At 74.1% G+C, this 24,906-nt stretch carries 24 protein-coding genes; 11 read left to right on the top strand and 13 right to left on the bottom strand.

From position 1 onward, the window contains the following. Window positions 1-38: 38 nt before the first annotated feature. The 3 genes from ACFFHU_RS05745 to ACFFHU_RS05735 form a co-directional block, all read right to left on the bottom strand. Complete coding sequence (locus ACFFHU_RS05745) at window positions 39-1,151, bottom strand: hypothetical protein (RefSeq protein WP_377336459.1); 1,113 nt, start codon at window positions 1,149-1,151, stop codon at window positions 39-41. A 232-nt stretch (window positions 1,152-1,383) separates the two neighbouring features. Further along, window positions 1,384-3,453 carry a 3-hydroxyacyl-CoA dehydrogenase NAD-binding domain-containing protein gene (locus tag ACFFHU_RS05740; RefSeq protein WP_377336457.1) on the bottom strand — a complete coding sequence of 690 codons (2,070 nt, stop codon included), beginning with the start codon at window positions 3,451-3,453 and terminating at the stop codon, window positions 1,384-1,386. Then, the gene (locus tag ACFFHU_RS05735) at window positions 3,450-4,652 is read right to left on the bottom strand and encodes a thiolase family protein (protein ID WP_377336455.1); all 1,203 of its coding nucleotides are present in this window, start codon (window positions 4,650-4,652) and stop codon (window positions 3,450-3,452) included. Before ACFFHU_RS05735 ends, ACFFHU_RS05740 begins: the two co-directional genes overlap by 4 nt. 172 nt (window positions 4,653-4,824) lie before the next feature. Here ACFFHU_RS05735 and ACFFHU_RS05730 point away from each other — a divergent pair, with 172 nt between their 5' ends. After that, on the top strand, window positions 4,825-5,943 hold the full coding sequence (locus ACFFHU_RS05730) for an NAD-dependent epimerase/dehydratase family protein (protein ID WP_377336453.1): 1,119 nt from the start codon (window positions 4,825-4,827) through the stop codon (window positions 5,941-5,943). A 358-nt stretch (window positions 5,944-6,301) separates the two neighbouring features. Here the strand turns inward: ACFFHU_RS05730 and ACFFHU_RS05725 are convergent, their stop codons facing one another. Continuing rightward, window positions 6,302-7,525: a ribonuclease D gene (locus tag ACFFHU_RS05725; RefSeq protein WP_377337247.1), complete on the bottom strand. Its 1,224-nt coding sequence runs from the start codon at window positions 7,523-7,525 to the stop codon at window positions 6,302-6,304. 297 nt (window positions 7,526-7,822) lie between these two features. On the opposite strand from ACFFHU_RS05725, the gene ACFFHU_RS05720 reads away from it, so the two are divergent. Next, entirely contained in the window at window positions 7,823-9,007 is a 1,185-nt protein-coding gene (locus tag ACFFHU_RS05720) for a trypsin-like peptidase domain-containing protein (RefSeq protein ID WP_377336450.1), read from the top strand. Window positions 9,008-9,053: 46 nt separating this feature from the next. Continuing rightward, the gene (locus ACFFHU_RS05715; protein ID WP_377336448.1) at window positions 9,054-10,121 is read left to right on the top strand and encodes a hypothetical protein; all 1,068 of its coding nucleotides are present in this window, start codon (window positions 9,054-9,056) and stop codon (window positions 10,119-10,121) included. Window positions 10,122-10,178: 57 nt separating this feature from the next. Here ACFFHU_RS05715 and ACFFHU_RS05710 read toward each other — a convergent pair whose 3' ends face one another. Further along, window positions 10,179-10,751, bottom strand: coding sequence for a DUF3000 domain-containing protein (locus ACFFHU_RS05710; RefSeq protein ID WP_377336446.1), 573 nt, complete (start codon window positions 10,749-10,751; stop codon window positions 10,179-10,181). A 168-nt stretch (window positions 10,752-10,919) separates the two neighbouring features. Here ACFFHU_RS05710 and hemE point away from each other — a divergent pair, with 168 nt between their 5' ends. The 5 genes from hemE (at window position 10,920) to ACFFHU_RS05685 (ending at window position 15,630) form a co-directional block, all read left to right on the top strand. Beyond that, complete coding sequence (hemE, locus tag ACFFHU_RS05705; RefSeq protein WP_377336444.1) at window positions 10,920-12,119, top strand: uroporphyrinogen decarboxylase; 1,200 nt, start codon at window positions 10,920-10,922, stop codon at window positions 12,117-12,119. Window positions 12,120-12,121: 2 nt separating this feature from the next. After that, a complete protein-coding gene (gene hemG, locus ACFFHU_RS05700) occupies window positions 12,122-13,528 on the top strand; it encodes a protoporphyrinogen oxidase (protein ID WP_377336442.1) in 1,407 nt (468 codons plus the stop codon). Then, the gene (gene hemQ, locus ACFFHU_RS05695; RefSeq protein WP_377336440.1) at window positions 13,525-14,247 is read left to right on the top strand and encodes a hydrogen peroxide-dependent heme synthase; all 723 of its coding nucleotides are present in this window, start codon (window positions 13,525-13,527) and stop codon (window positions 14,245-14,247) included. The genes hemG and hemQ overlap by 4 nt, the downstream gene beginning before the upstream one ends. Before the next feature lie 158 nt (window positions 14,248-14,405). Next, entirely contained in the window at window positions 14,406-15,254 is an 849-nt protein-coding gene (locus tag ACFFHU_RS05690; RefSeq protein WP_377336438.1) for a helix-turn-helix domain-containing protein, read from the top strand. A 100-nt stretch (window positions 15,255-15,354) separates the two neighbouring features. Beyond that, window positions 15,355-15,630, top strand: coding sequence for a DUF2087 domain-containing protein (locus tag ACFFHU_RS05685; protein WP_377336436.1), 276 nt, complete (start codon window positions 15,355-15,357; stop codon window positions 15,628-15,630). On the opposite strand, the gene ACFFHU_RS05680 is transcribed toward ACFFHU_RS05685, so the two are convergent. Next, window positions 15,615-16,064: a GNAT family N-acetyltransferase gene (locus ACFFHU_RS05680; protein WP_377336434.1), complete on the bottom strand. Its 450-nt coding sequence runs from the start codon at window positions 16,062-16,064 to the stop codon at window positions 15,615-15,617. The genes ACFFHU_RS05685 and ACFFHU_RS05680 overlap by 16 nt on opposite strands. A gap of 113 nt (window positions 16,065-16,177) precedes the next feature. Then, a complete protein-coding gene (locus tag ACFFHU_RS05675; RefSeq protein WP_377337246.1) occupies window positions 16,178-16,438 on the bottom strand; it encodes a metallothionein in 261 nt (86 codons plus the stop codon). A gap of 234 nt (window positions 16,439-16,672) precedes the next feature. Here ACFFHU_RS05675 and ACFFHU_RS05670 point away from each other — a divergent pair, with 234 nt between their 5' ends. Next, window positions 16,673-16,951 (top strand): isoamylase early set domain-containing protein, encoded by a 279-nt coding sequence (locus tag ACFFHU_RS05670; RefSeq protein WP_377336432.1) that lies wholly within the window; start codon window positions 16,673-16,675, stop codon window positions 16,949-16,951. 18 nt (window positions 16,952-16,969) lie between these two features. Here the strand turns inward: ACFFHU_RS05670 and msrB are convergent, their stop codons facing one another. Next, window positions 16,970-17,386 (bottom strand): peptide-methionine (R)-S-oxide reductase MsrB, encoded by a 417-nt coding sequence (gene msrB / locus ACFFHU_RS05665; protein ID WP_377336430.1) that lies wholly within the window; start codon window positions 17,384-17,386, stop codon window positions 16,970-16,972. A gap of 136 nt (window positions 17,387-17,522) precedes the next feature. On the opposite strand from msrB, the gene ACFFHU_RS05660 reads away from it, so the two are divergent. Together ACFFHU_RS05660 and ligD are read left to right on the top strand one after the other, a co-directional pair. Beyond that, window positions 17,523-18,005, top strand: coding sequence for a hypothetical protein (locus ACFFHU_RS05660; protein ID WP_377336427.1), 483 nt, complete (start codon window positions 17,523-17,525; stop codon window positions 18,003-18,005). Between the two features lie 37 nt (window positions 18,006-18,042). Then, the gene (gene ligD, locus ACFFHU_RS05655) at window positions 18,043-19,071 is read left to right on the top strand and encodes a non-homologous end-joining DNA ligase (protein ID WP_377336425.1); all 1,029 of its coding nucleotides are present in this window, start codon (window positions 18,043-18,045) and stop codon (window positions 19,069-19,071) included. A gap of 132 nt (window positions 19,072-19,203) precedes the next feature. Here ligD and ACFFHU_RS05650 read toward each other — a convergent pair whose 3' ends face one another. The 5 genes from ACFFHU_RS05650 to ACFFHU_RS05630 all read right to left on the bottom strand — a co-directional run bounded on the left by ACFFHU_RS05650 (window position 19,204) and on the right by ACFFHU_RS05630 (window position 24,890). Then, window positions 19,204-19,974, bottom strand: a complete 771-nt coding sequence (locus ACFFHU_RS05650) for a hypothetical protein (protein WP_377336423.1) — start codon at window positions 19,972-19,974, stop codon at window positions 19,204-19,206. Between the two features lie 279 nt (window positions 19,975-20,253). Continuing rightward, the gene (locus ACFFHU_RS05645; protein WP_377336421.1) at window positions 20,254-20,697 is read right to left on the bottom strand and encodes a GNAT family N-acetyltransferase; all 444 of its coding nucleotides are present in this window, start codon (window positions 20,695-20,697) and stop codon (window positions 20,254-20,256) included. 131 nt (window positions 20,698-20,828) lie between these two features. Next, a complete protein-coding gene (locus ACFFHU_RS05640; protein WP_377336419.1) occupies window positions 20,829-22,421 on the bottom strand; it encodes an alpha/beta hydrolase in 1,593 nt (530 codons plus the stop codon). A gap of 188 nt (window positions 22,422-22,609) precedes the next feature. Beyond that, window positions 22,610-23,212 (bottom strand): hypothetical protein, encoded by a 603-nt coding sequence (locus ACFFHU_RS05635; protein WP_377336417.1) that lies wholly within the window; start codon window positions 23,210-23,212, stop codon window positions 22,610-22,612. 601 nt (window positions 23,213-23,813) lie between these two features. After that, window positions 23,814-24,890, bottom strand: a complete 1,077-nt coding sequence (locus ACFFHU_RS05630; RefSeq protein ID WP_377336415.1) for an ATP-dependent DNA ligase — start codon at window positions 24,888-24,890, stop codon at window positions 23,814-23,816. Between the last annotated feature and the right edge of the window lie 16 nt (window positions 24,891-24,906).

Raw genomic sequence — 24,906 nt, 5'->3', positions numbered from 1 at the left:
CCCCTTTCCCGCGGTACGCCCCGAAGCGGTGTTCCGCCTCAGCGCTGCTCGATCTGGCCGCGCATGTCCACGAACTCCTTCTCGACGTCGTCGGCGCTCTTGAAGAACATCCCGATCAGCCCGACGCTCCCGCCGTCGGCCCACACGCACACGCCGACCGGCACGTCCGAGGAGGCGTCGGCGTCGCCGCACTTGACCACCCCGCCGAGCGGCCCCGGCTCGATGGTGTGCACGTCCTTGATCTTCGGGCCGGACTGCCCGAACTCCCGGATCGCGTCGTCGACCTGCTTGTTCTTGTCGATCACCCGGCCCGACGCGGCGGTGACCATCACCAGGTTCCGCTTCGCGATGCTGCCGTAGAACTGCCCGACCGTGCTGGTCGACTGCGGCAGGGCGCTCTCCATCCCGCTCTTCATCTGGTCGCCCAGCTTCTGCACCTGCGGCTCGGTCGACTTCGGCCGACCGTTGAGCTGGTCCGGCGCCGCCACTCGAATCTTGGTGGCCGAGACCACGTCACCGACGTCGTCCTTCACCGCGAACCAGACCGCCGTGCCGCCGCCCGCGCAGAGCAGCACCACGACCGCGAGGACGATCAGGACGATGCGGCCGGCCCGGGACTTCTTCGGCGGCGTCGCGCCCGGCACGCCGCCGTACGGGTTCGGGTACGACTGACCCGGCTGCTGGCCGTAGGGATCGCCCGGCTGGCCGCCGTACGGCTGACCGGGCGTGGACCCGTACGGCTGGCCGGACGTGGGTCCGTAGGGCTGGCCGGGCTGGCCGGGCTGGCCGTACGGCTGCTGGCCGTAGGGCTGGCCGGGCTGGGTGCTGTACGGCTGCTGACCGTAGCCCTGGCCCGGCTGGGCGTCGTACGGCTGCTGACCGTAGGGCTGGCCGGGCGCGGCGCCGTACGGCTGGGTCGGCTGCTCGCCGTACGGCTGGCGGTCCGGCTGCCCGTACCCCTGGGTGGGTTGCTCGCCGTACGGCTGCTGGCCGTGGCCCTGGCCGGGCGCGGCGCCGTACGCCTGGGTGGGTTGTTCGCCGTAGGGCTGCTGGTTGCCGTACCGGTCTCCGTCCCGCCCCGGCGTGCCGGGGGACGGGGACGGGCCGCCGGCGGGACTTCCCGACGTGGGGTGGACGGGCGGCTGCGACATGCTGACTACTCTCCACGAGGGGAAATCGACCGGGTGATCATAGTGACCTGCCGCAACCTCCGTTGCCCCGTGCCGCGCCGCCACCCGCGCCGCGCCGCCTCGCCCGCGCCGCGAGCCCGCGCCGCCCCGCCCGCGCCGCGAGCCCGCGCCGCCCCGCGGCGCCCCGGCCCCGAGCGTTAGGAAGGGCCCCTTCCTATACAAAAAGCGATAAGAAGGGGCCCTTCCTTCCGGCTCAGGCGGGCAGGCTGGCCGCGCCGAGCGGGAGGAACCGGGCGCCGGTGACCCGCTCCGACGTGCCGGTGCGGTCCAGGTACGGCGTGACGCCGCCGAGATGGAACGGCCAGCCCGCGCCGAGGATCATGCACAGGTCGATGTCCTGCGGCTCGGCCACGACGCCCTCGTCGAGCATCAGCCGTACCTCGCTCGCCAGCGCGTCGAGCGCCCGCTGGCGTACCTGCTCGGCGGTCAGTGGCTGGTCGCCCACCTGGAGCAGCGCGACCACCTCGGGGTTGATCTGGTCGTCCACCACGACGGGCCGACCGGACTCGGCGATCCGGCGCAGGTTGTCGCTCACCCCGAACCGGTCCGGGAACGCGGCGTGCAGCGTGCCGCCCACGTGGTGCGCCACCGCCGGCCCCACCAGCTGGAGCAGCGCGAGGGGGCGCATCGGCAGGCCGAGCGGGTCCAGCGCGGAGTCGGCCAGCTCCGGCGGGGTGCCGGCGTCGACCGCCGCGAAGATCTCGCCGAGGAACCGGGTGAGCAGCCGGTTCACCACGAACGCCGGGGCGTCGGAGACCAGTACGCAGGACTTCTTGAGCTGCCGGCCCACCGCGAAGGCGGTGGCCAGGGTGGCGTCGTCGGTCCGCTCGCCGCGGACGATCTCCAGCAGCGGCAGCACGGCGACCGGGTTGAAGAAGTGGAAGCCCACCACCCGCTCCGGGTGCTCGAGGTCGGCGGCCATCGCCGTCACCGACAGCGACGAGGTGTTGGTGGCCAGCACCGCCTCGGGGGAGACGATCTTTTCCAGCTCGGCCCAGACCTGCTTCTTGACGTCGAGGTCTTCGAAGACCGCCTCGATGACGAAGTCGGCATCCGAGAACGCCGCCTTGTCGACCGAGCCGGAGACCAGGCCGTACAGCTTGGCGGCCGTGCCCTTGTCCATCCGGCCCTTGCCGACGGCCTTCTCGATCTCGGTGTGCACGTACGCCACGCCCTTGTCCACCCGGGCCTGGTCCAGGTCGGTCAGCACCACCGGCACCTGGAGCCGCCGGGCGAACAGCAGGGCGAGCTGGCTGGCCATCAGGCCGGCGCCCACGATGCCCACCTTGGTGACCTCGCGGGCCAGGCCCCGGTCCGGCGCGCCGGCCGGGCGCTTGGCCCGGCGCTGCACCAGGTCGAAGGCGTACAGGCCGCTGCGCAGCTCCTCGCTGAACACGAGGTCGGCCAGCGCCTCGTCCTCGGCCGCCGTGCCGGCCGCGAAGTCGGCGTCCTTGGCCGTCTCCAGCAGGTCGAGCGCCTTGTAGGCGGCCGGAACCGCGCCGTGCAGCCGCTGGTCGAGCGTCTGCCGGGCGAAGTAGAGCACCCCGGCCCACATGTCCCGGTCCACCTCGGGCCGGTTCACGGTGGTCTCGCCGCGCAGCACGCCGGCGGCCCACTCGAGCGACCGCTCCAGGAAGTCGGCCGGCTCCAGCAGCACGTCGGCGATGCCCATCTCGGCCGCCTGCTTCGGCTTCAGCATCCGGTTCTGCATCAGCGGGTTCTGCAGGATGACCTGGGTGGCGGCCGGGATGCCGATCAGGTTGGGCAGCAGTTGGGTGCCGCCCCAGCCGGGCACCAGCCCCAGCGACACCTCGGGCAGCGCCAGCGCCGCGGCGCCGCCGGACAGGGTCCGGTAGTGGCAGTGCAGCGCCAGCTCCAGGCCGCCGCCCATGGCCGCGCCGTTGACGAAGGCGAAGGTCGGGATCTCGCTGTCCTTGAGCCGGGCGAAGACCCGGTGGCCGAGCCGGCCGACCGCCAGCGCCGCGTCGCGGTCCGGCAGCAGCGGCAGGCCGGTGATGTCGGCGCCGACACAGAAGATGTACGGCTTGCCGGTGACCGCGATGAACGCCGGCTTCGCCGCGAACGCCTCGTCGAGCGCGGCGTCCAGGCTGGTGAGCCCGCCCGGACCGAAGGTGTTCGGCTTGGTGTGGTCCAGCCCGTTGTCCAGGGTGATCAGCGCGGCCGGCCGGTCCACACCGGGCACGGTGACCAGCCGCAGCAGCGACCGGGTGACCACCTCGTTGGGGAAGGAGATGTCGCTCATGCCGTGGCCTCCGAGCCGCTCCAGTTCGGGTTCTCCCAGATGACCGTGCCGCCCATGCCGATGCCGATGCACATGGCCGTCAGCCCGTAGCGCACCTCGGGGTGCTCGGCGAACTGCCGGGCCAGCTGGGTCATCAGCCGTACGCCCGACGAGGCGAGCGGGTGGCCGACGGCGATGGCGCCGCCCCACGGGTTGACCCGCTCATCGTCGTCGGCGATGCCGAAGTGGTCGAGGAACGCGAGCACCTGCACGGCGAACGCCTCGTTCAGCTCGAACAGGCCGATGTCCTCGATGGACAGGCCGGCGATCCGCAGCGCCTTCTCGGTGGACGGGATCGGCCCGACGCCCATCACCTCCGGCTCGACGCCCACGAAGCCGTACGAGACGAGCCGCATGGCGACCGGGAGGCCGAGCTCCCGGGCGGTGTCCTCGGCCATCATCAGCGCGGCCGTGGCCCCGTCGTTCAGCCCGGCCGCGTTGCCGGCGGTGACCTTGCCGTGCGGCCGGAACGGGGTCTTGAGGGTGGCGAGTTTCTCCAGCGAGGTGTCCCGGGGCGCCTCGTCGACGGTGGCGAGCCCCCAGCCGGTCTCCGGGTCGCGCACCGCCACGGGCACCAGGTCGGGCTGCAGCTTGCCGTTGGCGTACGCCTTGGCGGTCTTCTGCTGGCTGGCCAGCGCGAACGCGTCGGTGCGCTGCTTGGTGACCCCCGGCACCCGGTCGTGCAGGTTCTCCGCCGTGGCGCCCATGACCAGCGCCGACGGGTCGACCAGCTTCTCGGCCAGGATCCGCGGGTTCGGGTCGACGCCCTCACCCATCGGGTGCCGACCCATGTGCTCCACGCCGCCCGCGATGGCCACGTCGTACGCGCCCATGGCGATCCCGCCGGCCACCGTGGTGACCGCGGTCATCGCGCCCGCGCACATCCGGTCGATCGCGAAGCCGGGCACCGTCTTGGGCAGGCCGGCCAGCAGCGCCGCGGTGCGGCCGATGGTCAGGCCCTGGTCGCCGATCTGCGTCGTGGCGGCGATGGCGACCTCCTCCACCCGCTCGGGCGGCAGCTGCGGGTTGCGGCGCAGCAGCTCCCGGATGCAGCGGATGACGAGGTCGTCGGCGCGGGTGTTGGCGTACATGCCACCCGCCTTGCCGAACGGAGTGCGGACGCCGTCGACGAAGACGACATCCCGGACTTCACGGGGCACTTGTGAGCCTCCTTGCCGGTCAGAGCGGCCGCTCTAGCTGTCCCTCGGATGCTACTCGTCGGTAACTAAATGTGGCAGAACCCCTCCTGTGGTGCGGGCCACAGCGGTTACGATCGGTCCGATTTGTGCCGATCGCCCCTCCGGTCAGCGCTGACCCGAGCCGGAGGTGCGCGTGCGGATCCTGATCGCCGGCGGCGCCGGCTTCATCGGCAGCACCGTCGCCTCGGCCTGCCTGGACGCCGGGCTGCACCCGGTGATCCTGGACAATCTCAGCACGGGACGGCCCGAGTTCGTCCGTGACCGGAGCTTCTACCACGGCGACATCGCGGACGGGCCGCTGCTGGACCGGATCTTCGCCGAGCACCCGGACATCGCCGCCGCGGTGCACGCCGCGGCCCTCGTGGTGGTGCCCGAATCGGTCGAGGCGCCCCTGCGCTACTACCGGGAGAACGTGGCCAAGTCGGTGGACTTCCTCGGGCACCTGATCCGGAACGGCTGCGGGCGGCTGCTGTTCAGCTCCTCGGCGGCCATCTACGCGCCGGGCCCCGACCTCTGGATCGACGAGGAGTCACCGATCCGGCCCGGCAGCCCGTACGCCCGGACCAAGGCCATGCTGGAGCAGATCATCGCCGACACGGCGGCCGCCACCGGCCTGCGGGCGGTGTCGCTGCGCTACTTCAACCCGATCGGCGCCGACCCCCTGCTGCGCACCGGGCTGGCCGCCGACCGGCCCAGCCACGCGCTCGGCCGGCTCATCGAGGCCTGGACCACCGGCGGCGACTTCATGATCACCGGGGTCGACTGGCCCACCCGGGACGGGACCGGGATCCGGGACTACATCCACGTGTGGGACCTGGCCCGGGCGCACGTCCGGGCCCTGCTGCGGTTCGACGACATCCTGCCGCCGCCCGACGGCACGGCCCCGACGTCGCCCGGCGGCATGGTTCCGTCGGCACGCGGTGGCACGGCGGCGATCAACCTCGGGACCGGCGTGGGCACCACCGTGCGCGAGCTGGTCGCCGCCTTCCGGTCCGTCGTGGACCATCCGCCGCGGGTACGCGAGACCGGGCCCCGCCCGGGCGACCAGGCCGGCTGCTACACCCGCACCGACCGGGCGCTGGCCCGGCTGGACTGGCGCCCCGAGCTGAGCCTCGTCGACGGCATCCGCGACGCGCTGCGCTGGGCGGCCGTCCGGGACGCCCGGCTGACCGCCGCCACCCCACCCGGTCCCAGCTACTCGATCCCCGACGTACTGGTAGAGGCCCGAACCCTCACCCCGGACGGCGCCTGAGCCCGCCGCACGCACTGACTTCAGTCGAGTCAAGAACTGCCGAGGATGCGTAAGCCATGGTGGGTGCGGAAATCCTCGTAGTCCTTGAGGTTCAGCGTGGCTAGCGGCAGGGCAGCGGAATCAGGCAGCGTCGCGACGGCGCTCGGCGTGAGTGAAGGCCAGGAACTGCTCCAATTCCTCATCCGACTCGAATGTGTCGGCCGCGAGTTCGCTGACCGAGCGAATTGGCTGAGTGTTCTTGGCGGCTAGAAGTTCTTCGACCGTCCGACGCGGTCGAAACGGTGGGTGGTCGGGAAGAGCGGGATCTGACCTGCCCATACTGACCTCCGTCCACGATCGCATCGCATATCGGCGCGGCTCAGGCGGTGTCGGGGAGGGCGGCGGCCAGGTCGTCGGCGATCAGGCCGATCTGCCAGTCGCGGGCGCCGAGACCGCGCAGCGTCTCCGTGACGGTCGCGGCGCTCACCTCCGCCGGCGGCGTCCAGGCCAGCCGGCGGATCGAGTCGGGGCTGATCAGATTTTCCGGCGGCAGGTTGTGCTCGCCGGCGGTCGTCGTCACCACCGCCCGGCAGCGCGCCAGGCGCGCCGCGGCCACCGGGTCCCGCTCCGCCCACCGATGTGGCGGCGGCGGGCCCTCCACCGCCGGGGTCACCGGCAGCTCCTCGTCGGGCAGCCGGCGGGCCTCGGCCAGCGCCTCCAGCCAGGTCCGAGCCAACCGGCGGACCGAGCGGCCGCCGAACCCGGGCAGGGTCAGCAGGGTCCGCTCGTCCTGCGGGTCCAGCTCGGCGGCCGCGATGATCGCCGCGTCCGGCAGCACCCGGCCCGGCGCCGAGTCGCGGCGCGCCGCGATCGCGTCCCGGGCGTACCAGAGCGAACGCACCCGGGCCTGGGCCCGGGCGCCGCGGACCCGGTGGATCCCGGAGGTACGCCGCCACGGGTCGACGCGCTGGCGCGGCGGCCGGGCGCCGGCCGCCACCAGCGCCGCGAACTCCTCGGCCGCCCACTTGTCCTTGCCCTGCCGCTCCAGCTCGGCGGCGAGCGCGTCGCGCAGGTCGGTGAGCATCTCCACGTCGAGCGCGGCGTAGGTGAGCCACGACTCGGGCAGCGGCCTGGTGGACCAGTCGGCCGCCGAGTGATGCTTCTCCAGGGTGTAGCCCAGCAGCTGCTCGGTGAGCGCGGCCAGGCCGACCCGCTCGAAGCCGGCCAGCCGGGCCGCCAGCTCGGTGTCGAACAGCCGCCGCGGTCGCAGGCCCACCTCCGCCAGGCAGGGCAGGTCCTGGCTGGCGGCATGCAGCACCCACTCGGCCGTGCCGATCACGGCGTCGAGCGGGGCCAGGTCGGCCAGTGGCAGCGGGTCGATCAGGGCGGTGCCGGAGCCGGCACGGCGGAGCTGCACGAGGTAGGCCCGCTGGCTGTAGCGGTAGCCGGAGGCGCGCTCGGCGTCCAACGCCACCGGACCGGTGCCGGCGGCGAACCGGGCGACGACCTCGGCGAGGCCGCCGGCCGTGGTCACGGGCTGCGGGGTGCCCTCGCGAGGGGTGAGCAGTGGCACGGGCCCCGGAACGGTCGGCTCGGGGCTCACCGTGGCTTCCGGCGCGGGCGCCGGCGTCGGGTACGGCTCGTCCCCTGCTCGGCTGTGCGCGGCCCGACGGCGCAGGGGTGGTTCGTCGTCGGTCACCTGACAACCCTAGTCGTCCCGGCGCGGCGAGCCCACGCAGGCCCGCCCGGGCGCGTCGCCCCGCGGCACGTGGTTCCCGGGGACGGCTCCCGGGCCGGGATGCCGCCGAACGGCCGAGAAGCTTCGGTCCGGGGCGGGGGCTCCGTAATTTGTCCCCTCGTGCGAAGCTGAGCCCGAAAGCCGGTACGGGGGAGGACATCGGTGGCGTCGAATCATGACCCGGACGGATGGGACAGCCCCCATCCGGCCGCGCCCGGCTCCGCGTACGCCGGCTCGTTCGCCCCGCCGCGGCAGCGCTGGGCCGGCGAGGCGCCGGACCCGGATCCGCGGCCGACCGCCCCGCCGGCCGGCACGTACCCGCCCGTCGGCCTGTCGACCGCGTACCCGCCGGCCGGCACGCACCCGCCCGTCGGGTCGCCGGCCGCGTACCCGCCGGCCGGGCCGTCGACCTCGTACCCGCCGGCCAGGTTGTCGGCCGCGTTCCCACCGGCCGGTCCGTCGGCGGCGTACCCGCCGGTCGGCACGCACCCGCCGGCCGGGCTGTCGACCCCACCTCCGCCGGCGGAGGGCTGGCCGGGGCAGCCACCGGCCGGCGCAACGGCGCCCGAGCCGCGGTCCCGCGTGCGCACCGTGCTGATGGCGCTCCTCGCGGTCCTGCTGGTTACCTCCGTGGCGGAGGCGGCGCAGTTGTACCGCCTCGGCGCCCGGCTGGACCGCACCGAACGCCGGCTGGCGGAGCGGACCGACGCCGGCGACCGGCGGACGACGGACCTCGAAGGCCGCACCGGCGCGCTGGAGAAGCAGGCGGGTTCGGCGTTCCAGCCGGAGGCGGTGGCGAGCCAGGTGCTGCCCAGCGTGTTCCGGGTGCGGGCGGGTCGGTTCATCGGGACGGCCTTCGCGGTGGGCAAGCCGGCCGCCGGCGGCGGCAGCAACCTCCTGACGAACTTCCACGTCGTCGAGTCCGTCTGGCAGGGCGGTGGCCGCCGGGTGGACATCGAGCACACCGACCAGCGGTTTCCGGCCACGATCGTCCGGGTCGACAAGAAGAACGACCTTGCCCAACTGCGGACGACCGCGTCCTTCACCGGGCTCGGCGTGGCGGGCGCCGAGGCGCGGCCCGGACAGCAGGTGGTGGTCGTCGGCGCGCCGCTGGGGCTGACCGACACGGTCACCACCGGGGTGGTCAGCGCCACCCGGAAGGCGAACGCGGACGGTGGACCGATGATCCAGTTCGACGCTCCGATCAACCCCGGCAACTCCGGCGGGCCGGTGATCAACGGCGCCAAGCAGGTCGTGGGCATCGCCACCGCCAAGGCCCGCGACGCGGAGGGAATCGGTCTGGCGATCCCGATCAAGGTCGCCTGCACGGGATTCGCCATCTGCTGAGCAGTCTCCGGGCCCGTACGTCCCGGCAATCCCCTCGGGAGAACCCATGTCCTACCCACCCCACCATCCAGACGAGCCGACCCTCCACCAGGGGGTGCCGGACGAGTCCGGCGGCGCACCCGCCGAGCGGCCGACCGCCGCCGGCTTCGCGTCGTCGCGGGGCTACCCGCAGCCGCCCGTTGGCCAGCCCGAACAGCGGCCGGCCGCCCGCGGCTTCGCGACGCCGCCGGATTACCCGCGGCCGCCCGCCAGCCAGCCGGAACAGCGGCCGACCGGCGGCGGCTTCGCGCCGCTGGCGGGTTACCCGCAGCCGTCCGCCGGCCAGCCGGAACAGCGGCCGCCCGCCGCCGGCTATCCGGAACAGCGGCCGACCGGCGGCGGCTATCCGGAACAGCGGCCGCCCGGCGGCGGCTATCCGGAACAGCGGCCGACCGGCGGCGGCTATCCGGAACAGCGCTCGACCGGTGACTACGGCCCGCGGCCGGTGGGCGGCTACCCGCCGTCGCAACCAGCCACGGTTCCCAACTGGCCCGGGCTCGCCGCGCCGGCCGGATTCGAGGGTTCGCAGCCCGCCGCGGGCGCCGCGGGCGCCGCGCCCGCCGCGGGCGGGACCTACCCGCCGCAGTCCGGTCCGCCCTACCCGGTGTCCGCGCCGACCTACCCGGTGTCCGCGCCGGCCCAGGCGTACCCGGTTACGGGCGCCGGGGTCCCGTACCCACCCGCGACGCCACCGGCCCGGCGGCGTGATGTCCGGCTGCTGGCGCTGGTGCTGGCCGTCGTGGCGCTGTTCGTCCTCGGCGGCGTGATGTCGGGGCTGTTCGCGATGCGCTCGAGCGAGCTGTCGAAGTCCGAGCGGACCGTGGCCGCCCGGGACAAGGAGCTCGAGGGGCTCAGGAGCGACCTCCAGGCGACCAACGACCGGCTGAAGAAGGCGGAGCAGGACCTGTCCGGCACCCGCAACGACCGGGACGAGCAGCAGCGGCAGAAGGAGGTCGTGGCCAAGTGCCTCGACCTGCTGACCCACGTCTTCGAGGCGCGGACGAAATCGGCGTTCGACAAGGCCATCAAGGCCGCCGCGAAGCCCTGCGACGAGGCCGACAACTACGTGAACTGATGGTCGGTCGGCGTCGCCGCCGGCGACGCCGACCCGCCGTTCCCGCGGGGTCTCGGGTCAGGTGGCGCCGGCGGGCCGGCGTTCCGGGAGGGCGCTCACCCCGGGCGGCGGCAACCCGGCGGTGGAGGCCAGCAGCGCGCACCAGGCCAGCAGGTGGGCGGAGAAGTCCTGGCTCACCGGCGTCCACGAGGCGCGCAGCTCCACGTCCCCGGCGGCCGGCGGTCCGGCGAGGTCGCCGAACCGGGTCGAGAGCGTCTGCGTCACCGTCCCGCCCAGCGCCCGGTGCGTCGCGCCGTGCGCCTCCAGGGCGTCGGTGAGCCAGGTCCAGCCCACGCCGGGCAGCAACGGATCGGCGGCGAGATCCACCTCGAGGTCGGCCGTGACGTAGGTGACCAGCCGTAACGTGCCCTGCCACGCCTCGTGCCCGGCCGGGTCGTGCAGCAGGATGAGCCGACCGCTGGCCACCTCGTCGCCGTCGCGCAGCACGGCGGCGCTGAGCGCGAAGGCGTACGGGGCGAGCCGCTGCGGCGCGCCGACCTCCTCGATCTGGATCTCCGGCCGCGGCGCCACCGCACGCAGTCCGGCCACCGCGCGGGCGAACAGCTCCGGGAGCGCGGTCGGGGGTGCCATGCACGCAGCCTATGCCGATCCCGCCCGGCGTCACCCTCGGCGCGCCGGGCGCCCGAGGGGGCCCGGGGGGCGCCCGCGGGGCGTGGCCGGCGGGTCCGAGCGCCGACGGCGTCACAAATCCGGGCCGTGGCCGTCGGTGCGGGCGCGCCGCGTGGCACCATGGCGCCGATGAGCACGAAGACCACGGGCGGCGCGGCCCAGGACGGCGACGCGAGCACCGGGAACCCCGGACCGGGCCCGGCCGGCCCCGCCGGGACCGGCACGGGCGGCCCTGCCAGGGCGACCGTTCCCACCGACACGACCGGGGCCGCCGGCCCGGGAGATGTCGCCGGCGGGCCCGGCCGGCCGGATTCGGTGCTGGTCCGGGCCGCCCGGGGCGAACCGGTACCGCATACTCCGGTCTGGTTCATGCGCCAGGCGGGCCGGTCGCTGCCGGAGTACCGGGAGATCCGGGCCGGTGTGCCGATGTTGGAGTCGTGCCGCCGGCCGGAGCTGGTGACCGAAATCACGCTCCAGCCCGTCCGCCGGCACGGCGTGGACGCCGCCATCCTGTTCAGCGACATCGTCGTTCCGGTGGCGGCCGCCGGGGTGGACCTGGACATCGTCCCGGGCACCGGCCCGGTGGTGGCCGAGCCGATCCGGACGGCCGCGGACGTCGAGCGGCTGCGCCCGATCGGCCTCGACGACGTGACGTACGTGGACGAGGCCATCCGGATGCTGGTGGCCGAGCTGGGCGACACCCCGCTGATCGGCTTCGCCGGCGCGCCCTTCACGCTGGCCAGTTATCTGGTCGAGGGCGGGCCGTCGCGCACGCACGCCCGGACCAAGGCCCTCATGTACGGCGACCCCGACACCTGGCACGCGCTCTGCGCCCGGCTGGCCGGGATCACCGGCGAGTTCCTGCGGATCCAGGCCCGGGCCGGCGTCGCGGCCGTGCAGCTCTTCGACTCCTGGGCCGGCGCCCTGTCCGAGGCCGACTACCGGCGCTTCGTGCTGCCGCACTCGACGGCGGTGCTGGACGGCCTCGCCGACGCCGGCATCCCGCGCATCCACTTCGGGGTGGGCACCGCCGAGCTGCTGCCGGCCATGGGGGAGGCCGGCGCCGATGTGGTGGGGGTGGACTGGCGTACCCCGCTGGACGCTGCCACCGTCCGGATCGGCGCCGACAAGGCGGTGCAGGGCAACCTCGACCCGGCCGTGCTGTTCGCGCCCTGGCCGGTGATCGAGGCCGAGGTGCGCCGGATCCTCGCCGAGGGACTGGCCGCGCCCGGCCACATCTTCAACCTGGGACACGGCGTGCTGCCGGAGACCGACCCGGAGGTGCTGACCCGGGTGGTCGAGCTGGTGCACGCCGCGTCGGCGCGCTGACCATGCGGGCCGGGCTGCGGATCGCGGTGGTGGGCGGCGGCATCACCGGGCTGGCCGCCGCGGTCCGGCTGCGGGACCGGGCGCCGGCCGGCACCGAGATCACCGTGTACGAGCAGTCCGGCGCCCTCGGCGGCAAGCTGCGCACGGGCAGCCTGGCCGGCTCGATCGTGGAGCTGGGCGCCGAGTCGTTCCTGCTCCGCGACTCCGCCGGCGCCGACTCCGGCGCCGTCGAGCTGGCCCGGCGGGCCGGCCTGGGCGCCGATCTGGTGCACCCGACCAGCGGCCGGGCCGCGCTGGCGCTCGGTGGCGAGCTGCGCCCGGTGCCGGGCGGCACGCTGGTGGGCGTACCGGGGGATCTGGCCGCGGTGGCCTCGGTCGCCCGGCCGGCCGCGGACGCCGACCGGGACGCGGGCCGGCCGCTGCTGGCGCCGGACGCCGACGTGGCGGTGGGCGAGCTGGTCCGGCGGCGGCTGGGCGACCAGGTGGTGGACCGGCTGGTCGACCCGATGCTTGGCGGCGTGTACGCGGGCCGCGCCGACCAGCTCTCGCTGGCCGCCACCATGCCGGCGCTGGCCCGGACCGCCCGTACCGAACACACCCTGGTCGGCGCTGTGCGCGCGGCCCAGGCCGCGGCGCCGCGCCGGCCCGGCGCGCCGATCTTCGCCACCGTCACCGGCGGGCTCGGCCGGCTCGTGGCGGCGGCTGCGGCGGCCAGCCGCGCGCAGGTGCGGCTCGGCGCGTGCGTCCGGGAGCTGAGCCGCACCCCCACCGGCTGGCGGCTGGTCCTCGGGCCCGTCCCGGCGCCGGAGCTGGTCGAGGCCGACGCCGTGCTGCTCGCCCTGCCGGCCCGACCGGCCGCCCGGCTGCTGGCCGGGGTGCACCCGGCAGCGGCCGACCGGGTGGGCCGGCTGGACTACGCCAGCGTCGCCCTGGTCACGCTGGCGCTGCCGGCGCCGGACCTGCCGGGTCTCTCCGGCTTCCTGGTGCCGGCCGAGGCCGGCACGCTGGTGAAGGCCGCCACCTTCGTGACCACCAAGTGGGGCCACCTGGCCCGCCCGGACGGCATCGTGCTGGTCCGCGCGTCGCTGGGCCGGTACGGCGAGTCCGACCGGCTGCGGCGGCCGGACGACGAGCTGGTGGCCACCGCGCACCGCGAGCTGGCGGAGCTGATCGGCGCGCCGCTGCCCGCGCCGGTCGACAGCCACCTGCAGCGCTGGGGTGGGGCGCTGCCGCAGTACCCGCCGGGTCACCTCGCCGAGGTGGCCGCCGCGCGCGCCGCCCTGCGGTCGGCGGCGCCCACCCTCGTCCTGGCCGGCGCCGGTTACGACGGCGTCGGCATCCCGGCGTGCGTCCGCTCCGGCGAGGCGGGCGCGGAAGAGATTCTCAAGGCCCTGGAGGTTGTGGCATGACCGCGGAAGACACCGGCGCTGCCGGCCAGACCAACGCGGCGCGGCTGCGCGAGCTGAACGACACCATCCGGTACACGATGTGGTCGGTGTTCCGGGTGTGCAACCCGCTGCCGGCGCTGCGGGACGGGCTCGTCGGCGAGGTCGAGTCGCTGGTCGAGGAGCTGGCCGGCAAGGACGTGACGGTGCGCGGGACGTACGACGTGTCCGGGCTGCGCGCCGACGCTGACCTGATGATCTGGTGGCACTCGTCGTCCAGCGACGCCCTGCAGGAGGCGTACGGCCGGCTGCGGCGTACCCAGTTCGGCCGGAACCTGGCGCCGGTGTGGTCGCAGCTGGCGCTGCACCGCCCTGCCGAGTTCAACAAGAGCCACATCCCGGCCTTCCTGGCCGGCGAGGAGGCCCGCGCCTACCTGTGCGTCTACCCGTTCGTCCGCTCGTACGAGTGGTACCTGCTGCCCGACGCCGAGCGCCGGGAGATGCTGGCCGAGCACGGCCGGCTGGCCCGCGGGTACCCGGACGTCCGGGCCAACACGGTGGCCTCGTTCGCGCTCGGCGACTACGAGTGGATGCTCGCGTTCGAGGCCGACGAGCTGCACCGGATCGTCGACCTGATGCGTGACCTGCGCGCCTCCCGGGCCCGCCGGCACGTGCGCGAGGAGGTCCCGTTCTACACCGGCCGGCGCCGCTCGGTCGCCGAGCTGATCACCGCGCTCCCGTAGCTGGCCCCCTCCCGTGCTGGCCCCTCCCCGGGGCCGGTGCCGGTCCATAGCGTCGGCGCAGTCGACCCGGCCGTGTCCGCCGGCCGTCGCGGCGCCGGCAGCGGTCCGTGGCGGCTCGCGGCGCGGCCCGGGTCCGGGAGTGCGAGGGGGATCGCCCGATGGACCAGCCGGTCTCGACCGTGCCGCGGCGACAGCTGGGTCGCTGCCTGCAACAGCTGCGCGACCGCGGCAACCTGTCGATGCGCGCCGTGAGCGACGCCGTCGGGTGTTCGCGGCAGAAGCTGTGGCGGATAGAGCGTGGCGTCGGCCCGGTCCGCCCGACCGACGTGCACCGGCTGTGCGCGTACTACCGGGCCCCGGCGGAGGTGACCGGGCCGTTGCTGGCCCTGGCCCGGCAGGCGCCGGCGGCCGGGTGGTGGCGGGCCGACGACGAGATCCCGCCGGACGGGCTCGACCCCTACCCCGCGCTGGAGGCCGAGGCGGTCCGGCTGCGCTGCTACGCGGCCGAGCTGGTGCCGGCGCTGCTGCGCACGCCGGACTACGCGGCCGAGGTGCTCCGGGTCCAGCGCCCGGACTGGCCGGCCGACCGGCGAGCCCGCTGGGCGGCCGACGCCGGGCGGCGGCAGCGGATCCTCGCCCGGCGGTCCGGTCGGCTCCCGCCCGCCGAGTTCATCCTCGGTGAGCCGGTGCTGCGCCGCCCGGTCGCCGGGGCCACGGCAGCGCAGCTGGTCCGCCTTGCCCGGCTGGCCCAGCGGCCCGCCGTGCGGCTCCGGGTGCTGACGCTGCGCGCCGGACCGCATCCGGCCGCCGGCGACTTCACCCTGCTCGACTTCGCCGGACCGCCCGGCCGGTCCGGCGTGGTGCACCGGGACGGCCCCACCGGCGCCCTCTACCTGGACCGGCCCGGGGACGTGGCCCGGCACGCGGCCATCTGGGCGGAGCTCGTCCGGTTGTCGCTCTCCGAATTGGAATCGGCCGCGCTCATCGCCGCGTTCGCCCGAGGCTGAGCGGCTACCGGGTCGCGGCCGCCGCTACCGGCTCGCAGCGGCGGTTGGCGGCGGCTCGCGGCCGCGGATACCGGCTTGCGGCCACCGGTACGGTGCGGGAATGAGTGTCGACCGGGATCGCGTGCTGCGGACGTTCCTCCCCGACGGTCGGCTGGTGAGCATGCCGGCCCGGGCCGGAAAGCGTCGGGTGCTGCTGGAGCACATCGTCACGTTCTTCGAACCGGGGGTGCGCTATCCGGAGTCGGAGGTGAACCTCAAGCTGCGCGCGATCTACCCGGCGGACTGGGTGGCACTGCGGCGGTATCTCGTCGACGAACGGCTGCTGGACCGGGCGGACGGCCTCTACTGGCGGATCGGCGGCTACGTGGAGGTGTGACCGGCCCTGCGCATCGGCACATGCGGGATGCCGTCCTCGAGATACTCGGCGCCGACCGGCACGAACCCGTGCCGGGCATAGAGGGCGACCAGGTGCGACTGGGCGGACAGCACGCAGGCGCGGTCGCCGACCAGGGTCAGCGCCTCGGTGAGCAACCGGCCGGCCAGGCCGCCGCCGCGGGCCGTGCGGGCCACCACCACCCGGCCGATCCGCCGGCCACCGTCCGGCTCGGCCAGCACCCGCAGGTACGCCACCGGCTCGCCGTCCCGGGTCAGCCACAGGTGCCGGGTGTCCGGCTCCAGGTCGCGCCCGTCGAGCTCCGGATAGGCGCACTCCTGCTCCACCACGAACACGTCCACGCGCAACCGCAGCAGGTCGTAGAGCGTGCGGGCGTCGAGTTGGGCGAACCCGGCGAGGTGGGCTTCCAGCGGCATTCCAGCGATGGTAGTGCGGCGGCCGGACCGGGTCATGCGGCCCGGACCGGGTCATGCGGCCCGGACCGGGTCATGCGGCCCGGACCGGGTCATGCCGGCCGGGCCGGCGGGGCTCAGGCGGGGCGGGCGCCAACGGCGTCCCGGATCTCGGCGCCCTGGCTGGTTTCCACCGAGCGGGCGCAGTGGCCGCAGCAGAAGAACCGGCCGTTCACCTCGACGCCGTGCCCGGCGATCTTCACGTCGCAGTGCTCGCAGACCGGCGCGAGCTTGTGGATGGCGCATTCGAACGAGTCGAACGTGTGCACGTCCCCGCTCACGGTCCGGACCTCGAAGGCCATCCAGTAGTCGTTGCCGCAGACCTCGCAGGTCGCCATGGCACAAATCTCCTCGTACGCGGACATCTCACCACCAGCCTGCGCGGAGCGGGCGGGGGCGGCAACCGGAATGTCGGAACCGAGGGAAAAACTGGGTGTGTGTCGGTTCGCCATGATCCGCCTCCGGGGGGCGAAGCTCAGCATCGAACCCCACCCGCCCGCGCGAGCGCGCCGCGACGACAGCGCGGTGCGGCCGCCGCCCGCGGCGCGGGCGCGCTGCTCAGGAGGATCGCCATGATCAAGCGCAGCAGGCTCTTCGGCAACCAGACCCGGGTCACGTTCTTCCTGCCCAAGGGCAGCGCCCCGGTCGGGCCGGTGAGCGTGGTCGGCAGCTTCAACGACTGGGAGCCCGGCCGGCACGAGTTGGTGCTTCGCCGGGACGGCAGCCGGAGCGTCTCGGTGCGGCTCGGGCCGGGCGAGCACCGGTTCCGCTACCTGGCCGACGGGGGAGTGTGGCTCGACGACGAGCAGGCCGACGCCATCGACCAGCACGGCGGTCGGCTGCTGCTGTGACGCCGGCCGCCGGCCCCGTCAACCCGCGTCGGTGGCCGGCTCCAGCCGCATCGACACGGAGTTGATGCAGTATCGGGCGTCGGTTGGCGTGTAGCCCTCGCCGTCGAAGCGGTGTCCCAGGTGGGAGTCGCAGGTGGCGCAGCGGACCTCCGTCCGCACCATGCCGTGCGACCGGTCCTCGATATAGCGGATGGCCCCGGGCAGCGCCTTGTCGAAGCTGGGCCAGCCGCAGTGGGAGTCGAACTTCGTGTCGCTGGCGAACAGCTCGGCGCCGCAGGCGCGGCAGTGGTAGACGCCGGGGATCTTCGTCTCGACGTACTCGCCGGTCCACGGGCGTTCGGTGCCGGCCTCGCGGAGGACCCGGAACTCCTCGGGGGAGAGCCGGACCCGCCATTCGTCCTCGCTGCTGGGCAGCTCGCTCTTGTTCACAGCCACCGCTCAAGAGTACGGCGGCGACCATTGCGAGCATGTGACGATTACCACCACGAGGGGCGGTCGTTGACAAGTTATGCGGGCGGCCACCCGGTCGGGTGGGGATTATCGGGGCCGGCACCACACGGCGGTGCTGGCGATGTTCCGACCCACCTGGCGGCAGATCGTGGTGCATGCCGTGGCCACCGGGCTGGTGGCGCTGGTCGGGCTGCTGCTGGCGGCCGCGCTGTTCGGCGCCCTCCGGCCGCGGGTCGGCGCCGGCGCCGGCTTCCGGATCACCCCGGCGGTCGCCGCCGGCCTGGCCGGCGCGGCGGCCCCGCTGGTGGCAGTCGGCTCGGGGCTGGCACGCTGGCGGGCCGCCGCGTGCGTCAACTCGGCGGGGCTGAGCGCGAATGGAGTCCGGCGGTCCGGTCCGGTGCCCTGGGAACGGGTGACCGACATCCGTGCCGAGCGCCGGCGCCGGCGCACCGTGGTGGTGGTGTACGCCGGCGACGAGGCGATCCGGCGGTTGCCCGCGCCGTACGACGGCGACCTGCTGGCCGGGGATCCCCGCTTCGAGCGGAAGCTGTTCCTGATCCAGCACCTGTGGGAGACCCACCGGAGCTGGAGTCCGCTCGGGTGACCCCGGCGGGACCGCCGGTGGCCTATCGTCTTACGGCATGGTCGGCACCGCCAAGGCAAAGCCCGTCGAGATCGAGGTGGCGGGACATCCGGTACGCCTCAGCAGCCCGGACCGGGTGATGTTCCCGGACCGTGGGTTCACCAAGAAGGACGTCTTCGACTACTACCTGGCCGCCGGTGACGGGATCCTGCGCGCCCTGCGGGACCGGCCGACCACCCTGCAGCGCTTCCCCGAGGGGCTGGGCGGGGAGACGTTCTTCCAGAAGCGGGTGCCCACCCGCGGCGTACCGCCGTGGCTGCGGACCGCCGAGATCACCTTCCCGAGCGGCCGGACGGCCGAAGAGCTCTGTCCGGCCGATCTCGCGCACGTGGCCTGGGCGGCCCAGATGGGCACGGTGGCCTTCCACCCGTGGCCCGTCCGGGCGGATCACCCGGACCAGCCTGACGAGCTGCGGATCGACCTCGACCCGCAGCCCGGGACCGACTTCGGCACCGCGGTCGAGGCCGCCGGGGAGCTGCGCGCGGTGCTCGACGAGCTGGGCGTGACCGGATGGCCGAAGACCTCCGGCGGCCGTGGCGTGCACGTCTACCTGCGGATCCAGCCGCGCTGGAGCTTCGTGCAGGCGCGCCGGGCGCTGATCGCGCTGGCCCGGGAGCTGGAGCGGCGGCGCCCCGAGCTGGTCACCACCGCGTGGTGGAAGGAGGAACGCGGCGAACGCGTGTTCGTCGACTACAACCAGATGGCCCGGGACCGGACCATCGCCTGCGCGTACTCGCTGCGGGCCAACGCCCGGGCCACCGTCTCCACCCCGGTGACCTGGGCCGAACTCGCCGAGGTGGAGCCCGACGACTTCGACCTGCGGACCGTCCCGGCGCGGCTGGCCGCCGGCGCCGATCCGCACGCCGGCATCGACGACGACCCATGGGACCTCACGCCGCTGCTGGAGTGGGCGGCCCGGGACGAGCGGGACGGCGCGGGCGACCTGCCGTACCCGCCGGATCACCCGAAGATGCCCGGCGAGCCGAAGCGGGTGCAGCCCTCCAAGGACCGCGACCGGCCGCGCTGACCGCGCGTCAGCTCCGCCGGCCTCGGCGGCTGATCGGTCAGCTCCGCCGGGGAGGGCGCCCCGGGAGCGGGCGGCTCCCGGGGTGAGCGATGAGTCGGGATCGGCTGATCGCTGCGAACGGCCGACCGGTGCTCAGTGGATCTTGGACAGGTCCACGACGTCGGCCGCGGCCGGCGGCTTGATCTCGCTGAAGGTCGCGCCGAAGTCACTGAAGTTGATGCCACCGTCGGCCGCCGTCTTGCCCTGGATCCGCACCGGGTACGGCTCGCCCACCGTGGCCACGTACAGCGTGCCGCCGCTCTTGGCGTGGTCGACCAGGCCGATGGCCGGCGTGCCGTTGATGTCCTTGGGCTGTCCCTTGGTGACCTTGCCGTCGGGCTTCAACAGCTCGTTGACGTCGGCCGCGCCGAACATGCTGGCGAAATCCTTGTCACCCGCCGGCACGAGGACCCACCGGTCGCCGACCAGTTCGACGATGGCGTTGGCGTGCGTGCCGGCGGACATCCTCCAGAACGCCGCGTCGGGCTTCATGTAGCCCTTCTTGCCGACGCGTAGCAGCTGGACCTTCCCCTTGCCGATCGTCATGTCGCCGACGAGGTTGGCACCGCTGATCTTGAAATCCAGCGTGAACTTCTGCCCGTCCTCCTTGGTCGTGCCCGACATCCGGAAGGACTTGGCGTTCTTGAGCGCGGCCTTCGCGCGGTCGACGATCGCGGCCGGGGCGAGCGCGGCCACCCCGTTGTCGGAGGGGGTCGGCGAGGCCGACGGTTCCGGAGCGGTCGACGCCGACGCGGGCGGGGCCGAGGTCCCCGCCCCGGCGCCGTTCGTGCCGCCGCAGCCGGCCAGCAGCGCGGCGCCGGCCGCCAGCACGACCACGTTCCGGCCGATCAACCGTGTGTCCATCAAGGCCCTCCAGCTCCCCCGGCTGCCGCGACCCGCGGCGCTGGCAGTCCGGTCGACCCGTGCCGACCGGTTGCGCCGCTCAAGATAGCCGGTCGGCGCGGCCGGTGGGGGGCGGCGAAGGGCCGGACGGCCCATAACGATCATGTAACGGGCGGCAACCGCCGCCCGCCGCGCCATGACGGCGCCGGTGGCCACCCACGCCCCGGCGCTCGTGGCGATCACCGGGTCCGCGCGCTCCGGTACGGGCTGCTGGTCGAGGACTGCACCCCGCGCCGGTGATCAGAGGGCCAGCTTCATGCCCTCGTGACTGGCCACGAAGCCCAGCCGCAGGTAGAACCGGTGCGCGTCGGCCCGCGACTTGTCGGTGGTCAGCTGCGCCATCGCGCAGCCGCGGTCGCGGGCCCGGTCGATGGCCCAGGCCATCATGCGCTCGCCGATCCGCTGACCGCGGCGGTCCGCGCGTACCCGCACCGCCTCCACCTGCAGCCGTTCGGCGCCGTGCCGGCTCAGCCCGGGGATGTACGTCAGCTGCATGCAGGCGACCACCGTGCCGTCGTCGTCGCCGACGATCAGCTCGTTGCGCGGGTCCGCGTCGATGGCCGCGAACGCCTGCTCGTACGTCTCGTCCACCACCGCCCGGTCCCGGGCGCGGCCGAGCTGGTCCGCGACCAGCAGCTCAAGGATCGCCGGCAGGTCGGCGCGGACAGCGGTACGGAAGATCACCAGGGCAGGCTACCGCCGCCGCCGGCCGGTCCCGCGGCCCGGTCCCGCGGCCGGGTCAGTGGTCCGGTCCCGCGGCCGGGCCGGCGGTCCGGTCCCGCGGTCGGGTCACGCAGTCCGGTCCCGCGGCCCGGTCAGCGGCCAGGGCAGCGCTTGCCCTCCGGTGGCAGGGTGCCGTTCACCAGGTAGCCGTCCACCGCGTCGGCGATGCAGGTGGTCTGCGGGTACGCCGTGTGCCCCTCGCCCTCCCAGGTGAGCACCCGGCCCACGCCGAGCATGTCGGCCAGCCGCTGGGTCTGCTCGTACGGGGTGGCCGGGTCGCCGGTCGTACCGACCACGAGGATCGGGGCCGAACCGTCGGCCTTGCCGGTCGGGTACGGGTCGGCCGGCGCGGGCCAGTTGGCACAGGTCAACAGGCCGGCGGCCAGCGGTGGCCCGAACAGCGGATACTTGGTGCGCCACTGCCCGAGCAGGGTGCGGGCCTGGTCGGCCGTCGGCCGCTTCGCCTCGTCGGCGCAGCCCACCACGAGGTTGGCGTCGAACTGGTTCGAGTAGTGACCGTTCGGATCCCGCTCGGCGTACTGGTCGGCGAGCTGGAAGATCTGGCTCGGATCGCCGCCCTCGAGCTGCTTCACGGCGTTGGCCAGCTGCTCCCACCCGGACTCGCTGTACAGCGACGAGACGATCCCGTAGAAGATCCAGCCGGGGGTGGCGGTCCGGCCGTCACTGCCGCGCGCGGGCGACACCCGCGCCTTCTCCAGGGCGGCGGTCACCGCGGCCCGGGCGTCCGGAGCGATCGGACACTTGGCCGGGGTGGCCGTGCACCAGGCGCCGAAGTCGTCGAAGGCCTTCTCGAACCCCTTGGCCTGGCTCTCGGAGCCGGCGACGGCGTCCTGCTTCGGGTCCACGGCGCCGTCCAGCACCATGGCCCGGACGTTCCGCGGAAAGAGCTGGGCGTACGTGGCCCCCAGCAGGGTGCCGTACGAGTAGCCGAGGTAGCTGAGCTGCCGGTCGCCGACGGCGCTGCGGACCGCGTCGATGTCTCGGGCCGCCTGCTCGGTCGAGAAGAGGGACAGCTGGTCGCCGTACTTGGCGCCGCAGCCGGCCGAGATCCGCTTGGCCAGGGCCGCGACGTCCGCGAACTCGGCCGGGGTCTCCGGGTCCGGCTCGGCGCCGAAGTTGGCGTCCAGGTCGGCGTCGGAGATGCACTTGACCGGGCTGGACCGCTTGACCCCACGTGGGTCGAAGCCCACGATGTCGAACCGCCGGGTGACCTCGTCGGGCAGGCCTCCGAACGCGGCGCCGTAGGACAGGTAGACGGCCGTGTCGACGCCGGACGCGCCCGGGCCGCCGGGGTTGATCACCAGGGATCCGATCCGGTCCGACTGCCGGGTGGACCTGGCCCGGATCAGGGCGATGTCGAAGGTCCCCGCGGGACCGGCCCCACCCGGGCTGATCGAGGCGCCCGGGGTCGCGCCGGTCGGCCACTGTCGGGGCACGGTGATCGTGGCGCAGTCGTACCGCATGTTGGGCGGCGGGCTGTGGTGGGTGAGCTCCCGCGGGGTGTCGGGGCACGGGTTCCAGTTCGCCGCCCCGGGCGGCTGCTTGGCCGCGGCCGAGTGGCCGCCGGTGTCCGGCGCGAACGGCGGGAGCGTGCAGCCGCCCACCAGCAGCGTCGCGGCGAGGACGCCGGCGAGGGCGGCGAGGGTACGGGCAGAGCGGTCCACGGACGTCCTTCCCCGGTGATCGTCTTCGTGGCTCAGGCTACGCCCCCCGGCCGACCCGGACCCGAAGGAAGGGCCCCCTGTTATCGCTTTCGGTAGAGCAGGGGTCCCCTGTTAACGGGTCCGGGAGATGCCGCTGGCCGGGTCCCCGGTGTGGGGGCCCGGCCAGCGGCGTGGGGTGGTGGCTTGGGTCAGCTGTTCCAGTACTGGGCGGTCAGGTCGGCGGCCTGGGACTCCCACTTCGCGTAGGCGTCGGGGTAGGCCGAGACCTGGACCTTCTGCGCGGCGTCGGTCAGCGGCATGTCCTGCCAGCCCGGCACGTCCTTGAGGGCCTTCTGGAAGGCGGTGGTGGCGTACTGCGGGTTGGTGATCTGTTCCGGCGAGCCCCAACCGGAGGTCGGGCGCTGCTGGAACAGGCCCAGCGAGTCGTGGTCGTTGGCGTCACCGAGGTTGCCCAGGTTCTGCAGCTTCGACTCCTGCAGCGCGGTGGCGATCGAGATGACCGCGGCCCGCTCATCCAGACCGTTGGCCTTGGTCGCGGCCACGATGGCCTTCGCGTTGCCCTTCTGCTCATCCGACAGGTCGATCCGCGACTGCGCACCCTGGGTGCCGTGCGGCGACAACTTGCCCGCGTCGGGCTTGTCGTCCGAGACCGTCTGCACCGCCGCGGCGGCGGGCTTGGCGCTGTGAGTGTCGGCGGCCATCGCGCCCGTGACCGGGCCGGCGACCAGACCACCGGCGAACGCCACACCAGCAACCGACAGAACCGTCTTACGCATCAACGTCGACTTCATGAGAACTCCTTGGGGGTTGGGCCGGCACGCACGCATCAAGGGGGGACCGCACGCGACGGCGGGACGGGCGCCCAGGCGCCCGAAGCAAGGGGATGGCGCGCCAACTGGGCGCACCGGATGGGCGCGCCAGCGACGCGCACCGCACGGGCGCGCCTGCAATGCGCGGCGCGCGCCGGTAAGGGTGGGAGGTGCCCGGAAGAGGGCTCCGGGGGGAGGGGCTCCTGCCCCGGGCACCCGACCCACAACGACCGCGGCCCGACCCGCATTCCGCGAACGGACCCGATCACCGCTGGCGTGCGGCGGCACCGCGCCTCGCCGGGCGCGGCTCGGCGCGGGTCACCCGCGCCGGTCCTCGGTCGTACGGGGGATGTAACGCGGGCGGCCCGCCCCGGATTCCGGCCGGGGGATGCCGCCGGTCACACCGCGAACCCGACATCCGGGACGTTGCGCCCCGCGACCGCCGGTCACTCGCGACACCCGCCGCACCGCGCCACGGTCCCGACAACCACACCCGCCGGCGGGCGCACCCACCGGCTCGGCACAGACCTCGCGTTAAGAAGGGGCCCTGCCTATACAGAAAGCGATAACAAGGGGCCCTTCCTTACACCCCCGGCCGCGCGGTGAGGACGTCTGCGAGGTTGAAGCGCACCGGGCGCTCGAGCTGGGCGTACGTGCAGGAGCGCGGCTCCCGGTCCGGGCGCCAGCGCTCGAACTGGGTGGTGTGCCGGAACCGTTCGCCCTCCATGTAGTCGTAGCGCACCTCGACGACGCGTTCGGGCCGTAACGGCACGAATGAGAGGTCCTTGCCGGCGTTCCACCGGCTCTGCTCGTTGCGCCGCGGGGTCCGCTCGCCGCCGGCGTGCGCCGCCCAGTTCCACGGGTGCCCCTCGAACGAGGTGACCAGCGGCTGCAACTCGGCGAACAGCTCCTTGCGGGTGGCCATCGGGAACGCCCCGATGACGCCCACCGACACCAGCACGTCCCGGTCGTCGTAGAGGCCGAGCAGCAGCGACCCGATCCGGTCCTCGCCCGACTTGTGCAGCCGGTAGCCGGCCACCACGCAGTCGGCCGTCCGCTTGTGCTTGATCTTGGCCATCACCCGCTTGTCGGGCTGGTAGGTCAGGTCCGGGTTCTTGGCGATCAGCCCGTCCAGGCCGGCGCCCTCGAACTCGGCGAACCAGCGGCGGGCCGTGGCCTCGTCACCGGTGATGGGGGTGATGTGGACCGGGGGCTCGGCCTTCGACAGCGCCGTCTCCAGCAGCTTCCGCCGCTCGGCGAACGGCCGCTCGGTCAGGTCGTCGTCGCGCAGCGCCAGCACGTCGAACGCCACGAAGCTGGCCGGGGTCTGCTCGGCCAACAGGTTCACCCGGCTGGCGGCCGGGTGGATGCGCTGCTGCAGCGCCTCGAAGTCCAGGGTGTTGCGCTCGGTGTCGGCCACCACGATCTCACCGTCGATGACCGCCCGCGGCGGGAAGTTGGCCAGCACGGCCCGGACGACCTCGGGAAAGTACCGGGTCATCGGCCGCTCGTTCCGGCTGCCGATCTCGACCTCGTCGCCGTCCCGGAAGATGATCGACCGGAACCCGTCCCACTTCGGCTCGTACAGTTGCCCGCCCGGGATGTCCCCGACCGGCTTGGCGAGCATCGGGGCGACGGGCGGCATGATCGGCAGATCCATCCGGCCATCGTCGCCG

Source organism: Plantactinospora siamensis, assembly GCF_042434095.1.
Lineage (GTDB): Bacteria > Actinomycetota > Actinomycetes > Mycobacteriales > Micromonosporaceae > KBS50.
Note: the sequence above shows the minus strand (reverse complement) of the source record. Positions and strands in the feature narration are given on the sequence as shown.